Source organism: Streptomyces sp. NPDC051218 (assembly GCF_044455475.1).
Lineage (GTDB): Bacteria > Actinomycetota > Actinomycetes > Streptomycetales > Streptomycetaceae > Streptomyces.
On record NZ_JBITEU010000003.1, the window covers coordinates 214,506 to 229,531 of the forward strand.

11 protein-coding genes and 1 pseudogene are annotated in these 15,026 nt (G+C 70.9%); 6 read left to right on the forward strand and 6 right to left on the reverse strand.

Translation table 11 applies throughout. From position 1 onward, the window contains the following. Window positions 1-20 precede the first annotated feature (20 nt). Both ACIBCK_RS12000 and ACIBCK_RS12005 read right to left on the reverse strand, forming a co-directional pair. The gene (locus ACIBCK_RS12000) at window positions 21-2,564 is read right to left on the reverse strand and encodes a polysaccharide lyase family 8 super-sandwich domain-containing protein (protein ID WP_399389256.1); all 2,544 of its coding nucleotides are present in this window, start codon (window positions 2,562-2,564) and stop codon (window positions 21-23) included. 256 nt (window positions 2,565-2,820) lie between these two features. Then, window positions 2,821-3,486, reverse strand: coding sequence for a pyridoxamine 5'-phosphate oxidase family protein (locus tag ACIBCK_RS12005; protein ID WP_399389770.1), 666 nt, complete (start codon window positions 3,484-3,486; stop codon window positions 2,821-2,823). 282 nt (window positions 3,487-3,768) lie between these two features. On the opposite strand from ACIBCK_RS12005, the gene ACIBCK_RS12010 reads away from it, so the two are divergent. Both ACIBCK_RS12010 and ACIBCK_RS12015 read left to right on the forward strand, forming a co-directional pair. After that, entirely contained in the window at window positions 3,769-6,696 is a 2,928-nt protein-coding gene (locus ACIBCK_RS12010; RefSeq protein WP_399389258.1) for a glycoside hydrolase family 2 TIM barrel-domain containing protein, read from the forward strand. A 155-nt stretch (window positions 6,697-6,851) separates the two neighbouring features. Next, window positions 6,852-7,001, forward strand: coding sequence for a hypothetical protein (locus ACIBCK_RS12015; protein WP_399389792.1), 150 nt, complete (start codon window positions 6,852-6,854; stop codon window positions 6,999-7,001). 8 nt (window positions 7,002-7,009) lie between these two features. Here the strand turns inward: ACIBCK_RS12015 and ACIBCK_RS12020 are convergent. After that, window positions 7,010-7,341, reverse strand: a pseudogene (locus ACIBCK_RS12020) (NUDIX hydrolase); the annotation flags it as partial. A 100-nt stretch (window positions 7,342-7,441) separates the two neighbouring features. Between ACIBCK_RS12020 and ACIBCK_RS12025 the strand changes: the two are divergent. Next, window positions 7,442-7,861 carry a VOC family protein gene (locus ACIBCK_RS12025; RefSeq protein ID WP_399389259.1) on the forward strand — a complete coding sequence of 140 codons (420 nt, stop codon included), beginning with the start codon at window positions 7,442-7,444 and terminating at the stop codon, window positions 7,859-7,861. Here the strand turns inward: ACIBCK_RS12025 and ACIBCK_RS12030 are convergent. Together ACIBCK_RS12030 and ACIBCK_RS12035 are read right to left on the reverse strand one after the other, a co-directional pair. Then, window positions 7,842-8,561, reverse strand: a complete 720-nt coding sequence (locus ACIBCK_RS12030; protein ID WP_399389261.1) for a helix-turn-helix domain-containing protein — start codon at window positions 8,559-8,561, stop codon at window positions 7,842-7,844. The two genes, ACIBCK_RS12025 and ACIBCK_RS12030, sit on opposite strands and share 20 nt — an antisense overlap. A 27-nt stretch (window positions 8,562-8,588) precedes the next feature. After that, window positions 8,589-9,524: an AraC family transcriptional regulator gene (locus tag ACIBCK_RS12035; protein ID WP_399389263.1), complete on the reverse strand. Its 936-nt coding sequence runs from the start codon at window positions 9,522-9,524 to the stop codon at window positions 8,589-8,591. Window positions 9,525-9,604: 80 nt separating this feature from the next. Here ACIBCK_RS12035 and ACIBCK_RS12040 point away from each other — a divergent pair, with 80 nt between their 5' ends. After that, a complete protein-coding gene (locus ACIBCK_RS12040) occupies window positions 9,605-10,480 on the forward strand; it encodes an NAD(P)H-binding protein (RefSeq protein ID WP_399389265.1) in 876 nt (291 codons plus the stop codon). Window positions 10,481-10,659: 179 nt separating this feature from the next. Here ACIBCK_RS12040 and ACIBCK_RS12045 read toward each other — a convergent pair whose 3' ends face one another. Beyond that, window positions 10,660-11,802, reverse strand: coding sequence for a YihY/virulence factor BrkB family protein (locus tag ACIBCK_RS12045; RefSeq protein ID WP_399389267.1), 1,143 nt, complete (start codon window positions 11,800-11,802; stop codon window positions 10,660-10,662). 17 nt (window positions 11,803-11,819) lie between these two features. On the opposite strand from ACIBCK_RS12045, the gene ACIBCK_RS12050 reads away from it, so the two are divergent. Further along, entirely contained in the window at window positions 11,820-13,457 is a 1,638-nt protein-coding gene (locus ACIBCK_RS12050) for an acyl-CoA dehydrogenase family protein (protein ID WP_399389269.1), read from the forward strand. 263 nt (window positions 13,458-13,720) lie between these two features. Beyond that, window positions 13,721-15,013 carry a GAF domain-containing protein gene (locus tag ACIBCK_RS12055; RefSeq protein ID WP_399389271.1) on the forward strand — a complete coding sequence of 431 codons (1,293 nt, stop codon included), beginning with the start codon at window positions 13,721-13,723 and terminating at the stop codon, window positions 15,011-15,013. Window positions 15,014-15,026 lie beyond the last annotated feature (13 nt).

The window sequence follows — 15,026 nt, forward strand, 5'->3', positions numbered from 1 at the left end:
CTTCGCCCTAGCAGCAGTTGTCAGACCCGCAGCGTCACCGTGAAGCTTCTGCCGTACGCCTGGCGGGTGTTCACGTCTATCCGAGTTCCGCCGTGGGCCCGGCTCACGCGTACCCCCTCATCCGCCCTCACCTCCCGCAGCAGACGGCCGCGCAGCCACACGCTGATACCGGCGCGGTCCATCGTCGGGTCGGACACCGCCACGGTGGTGGTGCCGCGCCGCTCGCGCCGTACGAGTACGGAGGCGGGCCCATCGATCCGCAGCCCCGCGACCTCGTGGCGGCCCGCCGTGAAACTGTTCGCGGCGGTCAGGCCCAGGCCCGCGTGGCTGACGGCCTGGAGCCGGACAGTGTTCGCCAGGACCTTCAGCGGCCGTCCGCCCCGGTAGGACCGCAGCCCCGCATCGGCCGCGTTCGGCACGAGCGCGTACGCCAGGGAGACGGGCCGGGCGCCGGCAGCCCGGTCCACGCTCACGCCGAGGACCGTGCGCGTCACCGCGGTGTCCGGGTTCGCGGTGCGGACGACCCGGCGGCTTCGGGTGACCTTGTCCAGGGCGACCCGCACTTTCGGCGTGTCCAGGAAGACGTAGCCGACGGAGGTGCGCTGCGTGGTGTTGGCGTAGCGCAGCCACCGGAGGTCGCCCGTGCCCGCGCCGGTCCAGGGGCGGCCGTCACGCAACTCCCCGGTGACGGAGACCTGGTCGTCCGGTGCCGCGGTCCGCGCGTCGACCGTCGTCGTCACGGCCCGCCCCGCGCCGTCCCCGACGCCCGCCGCGAGCACGACGATCTCCTCGTCGAGCAAGAACCACGACTTCGTCGCCGTCGCGCCCCGGTAGACCACGAAGTCGTCCGGCAGCAACTCCCGGTCGTGGAAGGCGGCGTCACTGGACTGCACCGCCCCGGCCGCGCCGTACGTCCCGAGGACGGCGCCCCCCGAGTACTGGTTGGTGCCGCGCGGGAAGTAGACGTACTTGTTCTGCGACTCGGACGACGCGGTGAAGTTCAGCGGGTGGCCGGGGTTGTCGTAGTACGGCTTCCCGTAGAGGTCCGGTACCGTCCGGCGCTGCTCGACGGGCGCGGTCACTCCCGCCAGGCCGTACGGCGAGACCGTGGTGAAGTAGTCGACCCCGTACGCCTGCGTCTGGTCCTGTCCCGAGAGGTAGAGGTAGTACGCCCCGTCGCCCTGGAACCACGGCATGAGGTTCTCGCCGCTCATGTACTCGTACTTGCTGATCCGGTCGGAGCTGCGCGCGAGCGCGAAGGCGTAGCCCGGTCTGCGGTGGACGGTCTTGTCCATGGCGTTGAAGGCGACGCTGCGCGAGGCGGGGTTCAGGTCGGCGGGCGGCACCGACGCGTCACCGATGATGTCGGCGTGGAGCGCGACGCTGACCGGCGATACGAATGCGGTCGGGTTGAGCGTGGCGCGCGAGGTGGAGCGGATGTGCTTCACGTAGCTCTTGAGGGCGGTGGCGTCGGCGCCGGTGGAGATGGACGAGAGGTCGACGACGGCCTCGACCACGACCGCCACGTCGACGTAGCCGCCGTCCGGCCGCGACACCGCGCGTCCCTTGACGATCTCCATCATCCAGCCCTCGAAGATGAGCGGAGCGAAGCCGTCGCGCACCCATCCCCGGATGGTCGGCACCAGCTCCTCGCCGTGCGCGAAGCCCGTGCCGTCGAGGATCTTGAGGGTCTGCACGACCCGGGTGAGCAGACCTTTGCCGTACGAGCCCGTGTACGCGACGGAGGCGTGCTGGATGAAGGAGCCGTCGGCGTAATGGCCGTCCGTCACACCATGGTTGAGGCGGTAGGGGTCGATCGTGACGAAGACCGTCAGCTGGTCGGTGAGGGCCTTGCGGATGCGGGCCTCGCCGCCCGCGCCGAGGAGCGCGCCCTGGAGGATCCGGTTGGTGGTGATGTCGGCGAGGTTGGCGCCGGTGTGGAAGCGCGAGTCCAGGTTCACGTCCCCGTCGGTGCCGTTGCGGAGGTAGGCGTCCATCGAGGCGACGTACGTGGTGATGAGGTCGGGCTTGTAGGCGCGCACCTCGTCGAGGAGGAGTACGAGTGTCTTGCTGACGGACTGGGAGATGCCGATCTCCCAGTTGAACCAGTTGCCGTAGTAGCCCTTGGACTGGTCGCCGTAGTAGCGCTCGTGCAGCCATCCGAGGCCGTCGATCACGCGGCGCTGCACGGCGGTGTTCCCGTGGAGGTCGGAGAGGGAGCCCGGTGTGCGGGTGGCGAGGGCGATCTCGTACAGCCGCTTGAAGGCCGTGTTGAGGTTGGCGTCGTCGGTGCCGAGCGCCTGACCGGCGAAGAGCTCGCCCTCGCCCGCGTCGTCCATCGCCTTCAGGTTCGTCCGGGCTGTCCTGTCGATCGCGGCGAGCTTGGCGGCCGTCTCTGGGCGTGCGTTGGACTCGGCGGTCCCCGCGAAGATCCCGACGGTGTTGGCCAGGAGGCGTTCCCCGCCGGCCGCGGCCTCGGCGGCACCGACGGGCGGTGCGGGGACCACTGCCAGGAGGCCTGCGGCCGACAGGGCGGACAACAGACGTCTGCGGGTGATGTCCATGGCGGCCTCCGCCGGTGAGATGGCGTACTGGCGTTCTGGCGTACTCGCGTTCAGCTGTACTCGCGTTCTGGCGGGCGGAGTCAAGCAGATGCCCAGGGCGACGACAAGGGTGAGCGCCCCGCCGCCCCGCAGCACGGACCGATCGGAGCAGCGGCGGCCTGGTCCCTGTTGATGGCGTCACGTGCGGTCCCGGAGCGTGCCGGGCGCCAGCAGTTGGTCGGCGGACCGGAGCGCCCCACCTCCACTCCGGGTGCTCTCAGCCGTGCCGCCTCCCGCCCCGCTCCGCGATGTGCCGCGGGACCGCGATGCCCGGCGGCAGCAGCGGGTCGGCGAGCGGGGTGCCCCAAGTGGACGTCAGGGGGAGGTTTCCCGCCCAGAGTCCTAGGTTCGCGTCCGGGCCTTCGCCGTCGTCCGGAGGGCCCTCGCTCGTTTTGACCGAGGCCTCCGCCAGGGAGAGGGCGAGGATGGTCGTGGCGGCGAGTTCCTTGCGGCTCGGGCGTCGGGCGTAGTCCCACTGGCCGGGGGTCGCGTGCTCGGTGAGCAGACGCAGGCCCGCCAGCTTCTCGTCCGGGTCGGTGACCTTGCGCGGGACGCCATAGATCATCGCGCTGCGGTAGTTGACGCCGTGCTCGAAGACCGAGCGGGCCAGGATCAGACCGTCCACGTGGGTGACGGTGACGCAGACCGTGGCCTCGGGATCGGCGGCCAGGCTGCGGCTCGCGACCGAGCCGTGCAGGTAGAGGTGGCTCTCGTCGCGGCCGTAGACGGTGGGCACGACCATGGGGTGACCGTCTACGACAACGCCCAGATGGCAGATGAACCCCGCGTCGAGGATCGCTTCGAGGTCGGCGCGGTCCTGGCTGCCCTGCTCCCGCAGCCGGCTGTGGCGGGTGCGGTCGGTCAGCGGGAGCGTGCCGGACAGGGGCGGGGGTGGGGGTGAGGGGGAGGTCTGGGGCACGGGGTGGGCGCTCTCCGGCCCGCTTTCTTGTTCGCTGGTGGCTTGTTCGCTGGTGGTCACGCTTCCGCAAGCTACCGATATCGTGCCGCGAATGCCATACCTCAGCGGTTTACGCCCGAGTAGTCGGCGACGTACGACGAAATCCGCACCTCATGCGCGATTCGTCCAACCGCGCCGCCGAGAATCCAACAACCCCCGCCGCGTGAGTGTTGTGACGCCCCGCCCCTCCCCTGTCTGATGGAAGCCATGGAGCTCCCCTACCTCGAGGACGTATCCCCCGGCACCGGCAGCCTCCCGCCCCGCGCGTGGTATGCGAAGTCCGATGCCATCTCCCTTTCGCTGAACGGCAGTTGGCGCTTCCGGCTCTCCCCTGCCGCCGACACCACCGACGCCTCCTTCGCATCGGTCGGCTTCGACGCCGATGGCTGGGACACCGTGGCGGTGCCCGGTCACTGGGTGTTGCAGGGCCACGGCGCGCCCATCTACACCAACGTGGTCTATCCCTTCCCCGTCGACCCGCCCCGCGTGCCCACCGAGAACCCGACCGGCGACCACCTGCGCACCTTCGACCTGCCGGACGACTGGCCCGCGACCGGCGGCGGCACACTCCGCTTCGACGGCGTCGAGTCCTGTGCGCGCGTCTGGCTGAACGGCACCGAGCTCGGTGAGTTCAAGGGCTCGCGCCTGCCCCACGAGTTCGCGGTCGGCCACCTTCTGAAGCCGTCCGGCAACGTCCTCGCGGTCCGCGTCCACCAGTGGTCGTCCGGCTCCTATCTGGAGGACCAGGACCAGTGGTGGCTGCCGGGAATCTTCCGGGACGTGACCCTGCTGCACCGCCCCGAGGGCTGCGTGTCCGACTTCTTCACGCACGCGTCGTACGACCATCGCGCGGGGACGGGAACCCTGCGCGTCGCATCGGACGTCGAGGGGCGGGTCAGTGTGCCCGAGCTGGGGATCGATGTCGCCACGGGCGAGTCCGTGACGGTGGTCGTCGAGCCCTGGACCGCCGAGACACCACGCCTCTACGACGGTGTCCTCGCCACGACGGGCGAACGCGTCCCGCTGCGGATCGGTTTCCGCACCGTCGCCGTCGAGGACGGCGTCATCAAGGTCAACGGGCGGCGGATCCTGTTCCGGGGCGTGAACCGGCACGAGTTCCACCCGGAGACGGGCCGCGCGCTCGACCTCGACACCATGCGCACCGACGTCCTGCTGATGAAACAGCACAACATCAACGCGGTACGCACCAGCCACTATCCGCCGCACCCCGCCTTCCCCGACCTCTGCGACGAGCTCGGCCTGTGGGTCATCGACGAGTGCGACCTGGAGACCCACGGCTTCACCGAGCAGGGCTGGCGCGGCAACCCCGTCGACGACGACCGCTGGACGCCCGCCCTCCTCGACCGCGCGGCCCGCATAGTCGAGCGCGACAAGAACCACGCTTCGGTGATCATCTGGTCCCTCGGCAACGAATGCGGCACGGGCCGCGGCCTGACCGCCATGGCCGACTGGATCCGCGCGCGGGACACGGGTCGCCTCATCCACTACGAGGGCGACCGCTCCTGCGCGGACACGGACATGTACTCGCGCATGTACGCCGACCATGCCGAGGTCGAGCGCATCGGCCACCGAGCGGACACGGACGGTCCGGAGTCCCGGCGCCAACTCCCCTTCATCCTCTGCGAGTACGGCCATGCGATGGGCAACGGACCCGGCGGCCTGAGCGAGTACCAGGAGCTGTTCGACGCGCATGAGCGCAACCAGGGCGGCTTCGTCTGGGAGTGGATCGACCACGGCCTCAGGCACCCGGAGTTCGGCTATGCGTACGGCGGCGACTTCGGCGAGGAGCTGCACGACGGGAACTTCGTCTGCGACGGCCTGGTCTTCCCCGACCGGCTGCCGTCGCCGGGGCTCGACGTGTACAAGCGGGTGATCCAGCCGGTGGGTTTCGCGTACGACGCGGAAGCGGGGACGGCCCGGATCACCAACCTCCACGACTTCGCGGACCTGTCCCATCTGTCGTTCGAGTGGTCGTACATCAGCGACGACGACGCGGTGTACGAGGCCGGAGAGCTGGCCGTCCCACCGGACCTGGGTCCCGGTGAATCCGTCGACCTGAAGCTGCCCGACGCGCCGCCCGCGAGCCGCCGGGCCGAGACCCTCCTGCACCTCACGGCGATGGTCGGCGTCAAGACGAACTGGGCGAAGCTGGACCACGTCGTCGCGCGGGCCGAGTTCCCCGTCACGCCACGGCCGGCCGTCCCCGCCGCCACCGGTGAACGCCCGGTGCACGGCGGGCACTTCATCACGCTCGGCCCCGGCACTTTCGACGCCCGCACCGGCGAGCTGCTCACCCTGAACGACATCACCTTGTCCGGCGCCCCCCGCCTGGACATCTGGCGCGCCCCCACCGACAACGACAACGGTGCGTCCTGGCAGAGCGGGCAGCGCCACGGCATCGTCTGGCGCGAGCTCGGCCTGCATCGGATGCAACACCGGGTCGACGCGGTGGAGTTGACGGACGACGGCCTCACCGTCCGTACCCGCGTGGCACCCGCCGCGCGTGACATCGGCCTGCGCACGGCCTACCGATGGACCTCCGACGGCGACCGGCTGACGCTCACGGTCTCGGTCACGCCCGAAGGCGAGTGGACGGCGCCGCTGCCCCGGCTCGGCATCCGGCTCGGGCTGCCTGCCGCGTACGGGTACGCGCACTGGTTCGGCGGCATCGGCGAGGCCTATCCGGACACGGCGGCGGCATCCATCAGCAGTCGGCACTTCTCACCGGTCGACCGGATGCAGACGCCCTACGTCCGCCCTCAGGAGAACGGCGCCCGTGCGGACGTCCGTTGGGCCGAGTTGCGGGCGGGCTTCACCGGCGAGGGCGTACGGATGGTCGGCGAGCCCGCCTTCTGGTTCACGGCGCGCCGCTGGACCACCGAGCAGCTCGACGCGGCCACGCACCGTACGGATCTCACCCCGGGCGACACGGTGTGGGTCCACCTCGACCACGGGCAGCACGGCATCGGCTCGCAGTCCTGCGGCCCCGGGGTTCTGCCACGTTACGAACTCCACGCCGCACCCGCCGAGTTCGCGTTCACCTTCTCGTACCGGGACGCCACGCCCGAGGAAGAGCCGCCGGTACCGGATACGCCCGGGGGAACCTCGCTCTGACCGGGGATTTCCGGTGACTCAGCACTACTCACGCCCCGGACGGTTCGCGGGCTGGCTCGGCGGCTTCGGCTGCGGGGGGCCGCCCGCGTCGCTGTCGCCGAACTCGGCTCCCCCGAACGACTCTTCGACCTGGTGCGCGAACTGGCCACACGGACGTGTTCGCCGACTCGGCAGCCTCGACCGGCTCGGCCGAGTCGTCCGAATCGCACGCGGGTGGCCGCGCAGAGGCGGTGGTGAAGCGGCCGATGGAGGTGGAGGAGTATCTGGCGGAGCTGGAGTCTCTGGCGAAACTGATCTCCCCGTGACCCGGCGCCGTGCCGAAGTCGGCCGGGGCGAGCCAGCGGTGGTCCTGGTCGGGGTGGGGCAGCGACACCTCGAGGCTCAGCGGCCGCACCAGGAAGTTGTCCTACCAGTTCTTGACCTCGTGCCCGCGGTACCGGCTAACGAAGGACGACTCGCCGACCTTTTCGAGCACCTCGCCGAGGAGCCGGTCTCCTCCTTCAGCTCCCGCAGCACGCCGTCCAGGGGACTCTCGCCGGGCTCCAGCTTGCCGCACGGAACGCCCCACACTCGGGGCAGGAACCGCTCGGTCCCACTGCGCCGCACGAGCAGCACACGCCCGCGATTGTCGCTCGGCAAGTGCATGGCATCCACCGTGGCGAGGATTCGCGGCACGGGACAGTCGGCCGATGGGGCGTCCGATTTCTTCAATACGGGTGGCGAAGGGCTGTCTACGCTGCGAAGCATGAACACGAACATCACACCCCGTTTCGACCTCGTCGGCATCGTCGTCGCCGACATGGCCGCCACACTCGCCTTCTACCGCCGCCTCGGCCTGGAGTTCCCCGCGGGTTCCGAGGACCAGCCGCACGTCGAGGCCGCGCTCCCCGGCGGCCTGCGCATCGCGTTCGACACCGAGGAGACCATCCGCTCCTTCGCCGAGAACTGGGAGCCGCCGAGCGGTTCGGGCCGCATCGGACTCGCGTTCCACTGCGAGACCCCGGCGGGCGTCGACGCGGCGTACGAGGAGCTGGTCGGCGCCGGGTATCACGGTGAGCTCAAGCCGTGGGACGCCTTCTGGGGCCAGCGGTACGCCTCCGTCCTCGACCCGGACGGCAACGGCGTCGACCTGTTCGCGCCGCTGCCTACTCCGGCCGCGGGCTGAGCAGCTCGCTCAGCGGTACGCCCGCCAACTCCTTGACGTCACGCGCCAGATGGGCCTGGTCCGCGAAGCCCGCGACGACCGCGGTCTCCGCGTACGCAAGGCCTCCCCTGGCCAGGGTCAGCGCGCGCTGTAGCCGCAGGACCCGGGCCAGGGTCTTGGGGCCGTAGCCGAACGCGGCGAGTGAACGCCGGTGCAGGCGGCGGGCGTTGATGCCCGCCTCCTCGGCGGTCGCCGCGATGCTGCGCCCCGCGTCCAGCGCCTTGACGACATGCGCGAGCAGCGGGTCGGGCGGCTCCACGGCGCCCGCGCGCGCCAGGGCGACGGATTCCAGGACGGCCGCGGGATCGCGGGCCGTGGCCATGCGTTCGGTCAGGCGGCGTGCTTCTGCGGACGGCCACAGGTCGGCGAGGTCGACGCGCCGGTCACGCAGTTCGTGCGCGGGCACTCCGAGGAAGGCGGGGGCGGTTCCGGGGTAGAAACGGATGCCCACGTACCGGGCGGCGACGTTCGCCTCGGGGCGGTGGGCGCGCGTGTCGGGGCCCGCGACCAGGAGCTTGCCGCCGGTCCACAGCAGGTCCATGCAGCCGTCGGGCAGGACGGGGTACACGGGGCCCGCCGCGCCGCCGGAGGCCCGGGTCCACAGGACCGCGCCCGCCAGCCGGGACGGCCGCTCCGCGTACTCGACGCTCTCGTACGACACGTTCTTCAGGCTACGCCGCCAACGGGGTCACGCGGCGGGTGAGCGGTGCTCCTGCGGACTGACGCCGTACACCCGCTTGAAGGCGCTGGAGAGCGCGAACGCGCTGCCGTATCCGACACGGCGGGCGATGGAGGCGATCGTCTGCTCGCTGTCCCGCAGCAGGTCGGCGGCGAGCGCGAGCCGCCAGCCCGTGAGGTACGCCATCGGCGGCTCGCCCACGAGTTCGGTGAACCGCCGGGCGAGTGCGGCCCGCGATACGCCCGTCTTCGCGGCGAGCGCGGCAATCGTCCAGGGGTGTGCGGGGTCGTCCTGGAGCAGCCGGATCGCCTGTCCGACGACCGGGTCACCCATCGCGCGGTACCAGGCGGGGGCCTCCGCCTCCGGCCGCGAGAACCACGCCCTCAGCGAAGCGATCATCAGCAGGTCGAGCAGCCGGTCGAGGACGACGTCCTGCCCCGGCTCGTCCTTGGCGATCTCGTCGGCGAGCAGCGGGGTGAGCGGGCAGTCCCACACCTCGGTGGGCAGGACGAGGAGCGGCGGCAGGGCGTCGAGGAGCCGTCCGGTGATCTCGCCGCGCGCCTGATAGGTGCCGATCAGCATCTCCGACGCGCCGTCGAGCGATTGGCCCCAGGTGCGCGGGCCCAGGTCCCGGTACTGGTCGGCCGGGGTGTCGCCGAGGGGCACGCAGTGTTCGCCGGGCCGGATCTCGACGCGGGGCGGGGCCGCCTGCTCGTCGGCGACGGTGTAGTGGTCTGGGCCGCGGGCGATGGCGACGTCTCCGGGGCGGATCAGCTGGGGTTCGTCGTGATCGGGCACGATCCAGGCGGATCCCCGCACCATGATCATGACCGAGAGCGGCGCCTCGTCCGCGATGCGGACGGACCAGGGCGGGTCGAAGCACGCGCGGATCATGAAGGCTCCTCGGGCGCGGGGGCCTTCCAGCAAGCCTGCGAGTACGTCCATGTCACGAGCGTAGACGCACGCGTATGGGGGTGAGTCCCTGGCGGATGGTTCCTTGTGGCGCGAGCCAGTTCACTGAAGTCATGACAGAGAACGCGGGGAACACGCAGAGCACGCAGAGCACGAATGGCACGCAGAACATGACGGTGTTGGTGACGGGGGCCACCGGCAAGACCGGGCGCCGAGTCGCGGAGGCCGCCGAGGCGGCGGGCTGCACGGTGCGGGCGGCATCGCGCTCGGGGGCCGTGCGGTTCGACTGGTACGACACCTCGACGTGGGACGACGCGCTGCGGGGCGCGGACGCCGCGTACCTCGCCTACATGCCGGACGTCGGCGCGCCCGGCGCGGGTGACACGGTGGGCGCGCTGGCCCGGCGGGCGGTGGAGCTCGACGTACGGCGGCTCGTCCTTCTGTCGGCACGGGGCGAGGACCAGGCGGAGCCGGCCGAGCGGGCGGTGCGGGAGTCCGGGGCGGAGTGGACGGTCGTACGGGCGAGTTGGTTCGCCCAGAACCTGAGCGAGGGGCCGCTGCTCGAAGACATGCGGGCCGGGGAGCTGGTGTTCCCCGCCGGGGAGGTGCTCGAACCGTTCATCGACGCGCGGGACATCGGGGATGTGGTGGTGGCGGTCCTTCGCCCCGACTCGGGCTACGCGGGGCGGGTGGTGGAGATATCGGGGCCGCGGCTGCTTTCCTTCCGCGACGCGGTGGGCGAGGTGTCGGCGGCCGTGGGGCGGGAGATTCGGTATGTCCCCGTCTCGGCGAGGGAGTACGGGGGTGCTCTTGCCGAGTACGGGGTTCCTGCGGAGGAGGCGGAGTTCCTGATCGAACTCTTCGAGACGAACCTGGACGGCCGCAACGCGTATCTCTCCGAGGGGGTGCGGGAGATTCTGGGGCGGGCGCCGCGTGACTTCGCTGATTTCGCCAGGGAGCAGGCGGAGGCGGGCGTCTGGAAGGCGTGAAATTCCCCAACCCCGCCCCTTCCCGAAAACTGGCTGCGCGAGGGCCTCCTCAAACGCCGGAGGGGCTGAGAATTCAGCCCCTCCGGCGTTTGAGGAGTGGGGTCTGGGGCGGAGCCCCAGGTAGGCCCGGGGCGCAGGCACGGTTTTCGGGAAGGGGCGGGGTTGGGGATGAATCCGCCCTACTCCGGCGGCTTCTCCCCGTTCGCCCCGTTCTTCTTCACGTGCGTCCGCAGGCGTGAAGAGACGTCATCCGGGGGCAGAAAGCGGGACCAGCGCTCGGGGAACTCCGACGGCATGTCGGGGTCGTCCGGGTCCGCGGAAGCCTCCCGAGCAGCCGCGGCCCGCGCAACCACCTCCACCGCCCGCGCCTCCCGTATCCGGTCATTGGCAGCTCGCGCAGCGGCCGTGGCGACGGAGGGCCACACCCGGTCGATGGCCGCGTTCACGGCCGCGCCCACAAGGACCGCGAACGCCGACACGCCGATCCACAGGAGCACGGCCACCGGCGCCGCCAACGAACCGTAGATCGTGGGGCCTTCGACCGTGCTCGTCAGGTAGATCCGGAGCAGGAAGCTGCCGAGGACCCACATCCCCAGGGCGATCAGCGCGCCCGGCATGTCCTCCACCCAGGGCGAGCGCACGGGGACGGACACGTGGTACAGCGTCGTCAGGAAGACCACCGACAGAAGTGTCACCACCGGCCAGTACAGGATCTGCACCACCGTCGTGGAGCCGGGCACCAGATTCACCACCGCGTCAGGACCCGCCACCATCAGCGGCAGCGCCACCGAACCGATCAGCAGCGCCACGATGAACAGGCCGAACGCGAGGAGGCGGGTCTTGACGATGCCGCGCGCGCCGTCGAGGCCGTACATGACCGTGATCGTGTCGATGAAGACGTTCACGGCGCGCGAGCCCGACCACAGGGCGAACAGGAATCCGATGGAGATGACGTCGGGCCGGCCGACCCGCATCACGTCCTCCAGTATCGGCTCCGCGATCTGCCGGACTCCCTTGTCGGAGAGGACCGTACGGGAGGCTTCGAGGATGTTGTTCTCGACGCTGGCGATCGTGTTCGCGCCGGTCCACCGGTCCACGTACGCGAGCAGGCCGATCAGGCTCAGGAGCAGCGGCGGCACGGAGAGCAGCGTGAAGAACGCCGCCTCGGCGGCGAGTCCCAGGATGCGGTATTCCACGCACGAGTTGACCGTGTCCTTGAGCAGCAGCCAGGCGGTCCTGCGCTTGGAGACGTTGCTGTAGAGAGCGCGGGCCCGGTTCCAGCGGCCGGACGGCCTCCCGGGTGTTTCTTTTGCCTGGTGCACCTCCTTACCGTAGCGGCATGGCAGCCACCACCCACACAGTGACCAACCAGGCTCCGCCCCTGGTGGGATATGACGTTTTTACGTCTGACCGCGCCCTCGTGGAAGGGGTCGAACGGCATCTCGATCCCGCGCTCCTCGACGGCGCCCGCGAGCACCTCTCCCTGCTCGGGCGCACCGCGGGTTCGGCGCAGGCGCGGGAATGGGGGTTCCTGGCCAATGAGAATCCGCCCGTTCTGCACACCCATGACCGCTATGGGAACCGCATCGACGAAGTCACCTTCCATCCGGCATGGCACCGGCTGCTCGGCAAGGCGGTGTCGTCGGGTCTGACGACCGCCTGGTCGCAGCCCGGCGGCCATCTGCGGCGCGCGGCCGGGTTCCTGGTCTGGTCGCAGGTCGAGGCGGGGCACGGCTGCCCGGTCTCCATGACGCACGCGGCGGTTCCGGCGCTGCGGACGGATCCCGCGCTCGCCGCAGAGTGGGAGCCGCGACTCGCTTCCATCGTCTACGACGAGGGGCTGCGGCCCGCCTCCCAGAAGGCCGGAGCGCTCTTCGGGATGGGCATGACGGAGAAGCAGGGCGGCAGCGATGTGCGTGCGAACACGACACGCGCGCGTGCTCTCGCGGAAGAGGGTGCCTATGAACTCACGGGCCACAAGTGGTTCTGTTCCGCGCCCATGTCCGACGGCTTTCTCGTGCTCGGGCAGACCGGTGCGGGACTGACGTGTTTCCTCGTGCCGCGGGTCCTTGAGGACGGCACCCGCAACGCCTTCGCCATTCAGCGCCTCAAGGACAAACTGGGCAACAAGTCGAACGCGTCGAGCGAGGTCGAGTTCGACGGGACGTGGGCGCGCCGGGTCGGGGAAGAGGGGCGCGGGGTGCGCACCATCATCGAGATGGTGGCCGCCACGCGGCTCGACTGCGTCGTGGGTTCGGCCGCGCTCATGCGGCAGGCCGTCGCGCAGGCCGTGCACCACGCCACGTACCGCGAGGCGTTCGGCGGCAAGCTCATCGACAAGCCGCTCATGCGCAACGTCCTCGCCGATCTGGCCCTGGAGTCGGAGGCGGCCACGACGCTCGCGCTGCGTCTCGCCGCCGCCTACGACGACGGGAGCGAGCAGGAGCGCGCGTTCCTGCGGATCGCGGTGCCTGCCGCGAAGTACTGGGTGACCAAGCGCTGCACGCCCCTCGTGGTGGAGGCCCTTGAGGTACTCGGCGGGAACGGCTACGTCGAGGAGTCGGGGATGCCGCGGCTGCTGCGCGAGTCGCCGCTCAACTCCATCTGGGAGGGCTCGGGGAACGTACAGGCGCTGGACGTGCTGCGTGCGTTGCAGCGGGAGCCGCTGGCGCTGAACGCCTTCCTCCAGGAGGTGGGCCTCGCCCGCGGCGCCGATCACCGTCTGGACGGCGCGATCAAGGGGCTGCTCACCGAACTCGCCGACCTGGACGCCATCGAGGCGCGGGCCCGGCGCCTCGTGGAGCGGATGGCTCTGGTGCTCCAGGGCTCGCTGCTGGTGCGGTACGCGCCCCCGGAGGTGGCCGACGCGTTCTGTGCCTCGCGGCTCGGCGGTGACTGGGGCTCGGCGTTCGGGACGCTGCCGCACAGCCTCGATCTGGCCTCCGTGGTGGAGCGGGCGGCTCCGCGCGACAACTAGAAGCCGTCCGGCGGGTCATGACGGAAGCGCGGGGGTGGTGCTGCGCCGACACGGCACCACCCCCGCGTTCTGGCTCCGTTGCGGAGCGTGCACGCCGCGCGAACGGCGTCGGCATCAGCTTCGATCACCGCACGGCCGTTCGCGAGAGTTGCAGATGGTTGCAAGTCAGCTGTTCATTACTGAACCAATACCCTTGCGGTCGCCGAAGGGGCACGATGAGTGAGTGCCCCGACGCGCCGGCTCTGCTCGGGAAGGACCCGGTGATGAACGCGACTTCGACGATCAGCCTCGCGAGGATCTCCGCCATGGACAGTACGCAGGCCGCCCGGCTCCTCGCGGGTGTCCGTCACGCGGCGCTCGCCGGGGTGCACCCGCGCGTGCTGCCGCGTCCGGTGATCGAGGAGTCCTGGGAGCGCATGAAGCTCGACGGGGTCGATCCCGACCACGACTACCGCTCCAGGCTGCTCGGCGTCGAGGAGCTCGAGAAACGCAGGCGCGCGTCGCCGCTGGCGGAGATCATGCCGGTGCTGCGCGATGCGCTCGTCTCGGTGGCGGACGCGGCGCACCACATCATGGTCGTCTGTGACCCGGATGGGCGGGTGCTGTGGCGCGAGGGCAACGCCCCGGTGCTGCGCAAGGCGGACTCGCTCGGCTTCGAACTGGGCGCGGACTGGGCGGAGAGCGTCGTCGGCACGAACGGCATCGGGACACCGCTCGTCGTGCGCCGCCCCGTGCACGTGTTCTCCGCCGAGCACTTCGTGGAGACGCACCACGCGTGGACATGCGCGGGCGCGCCCATCACCGATCCCCGCGACGGCCGCCTCCTCGGCGTGGTCGACATCAGCGGCCCGCTGAACACGATGCATCCGGCGACGCTCGCCCTGGTCGACTCGGTGGCCAAGCTCGCCGAGGCCCGGCTGCGGGAGACCCATGTGACGGCGCTCGACCGGCTCCGCTCGGTGGCGGCGCCGGTCCTCGCGCGCCTCACGGGGCGCGCCCTTGCGGTGGACGCCCACGGGTGGACGGCGGCGGTCACGGGTATGCCGCCCACGGACCGGCTCGCGCTGCCCAAGGCCATGGCCGCGGGCCACATGTGGCTGCCCTCGCTCGGCACCTGCACGGTGGAACCGCTGCCCGGCGGCTGGCTGCTGCGCGTCGAGGACGACCCGCGGCCGCTGACCGCGACCCGCGTGATCCTGGACGTGAGCGGGCCGCGCCGCTGGTCGGTCACCGTCGAGGGTGACGGCACCGGCGGCTGGACGCACGAACTCAGCCCGCGCCATGCCGAGTTGCTGTTCCTCCTGAGCACCCACCGCAAGGGCCGCAGCGCGTCGGGCCTCGCCGATGACATGTTCGGCGATCCGGCGCGCACCGTGACGGTCCGCGCCGAGCTCTCCCGGGTCCGGCGTTACCTGGGCGGACTCCTGGCCCACCGCCCCTACCGCTTCCCCGAGGACGTGGACGTGATGGTGATCATGCCGGAGCACCCGGCGAATCTGCTGCCGCACTCGACGGCGCCCGCGGTGCAGGCGGCGCGGAGGGTGCCGGAGCCTTGAGTGCGGTTGCCCG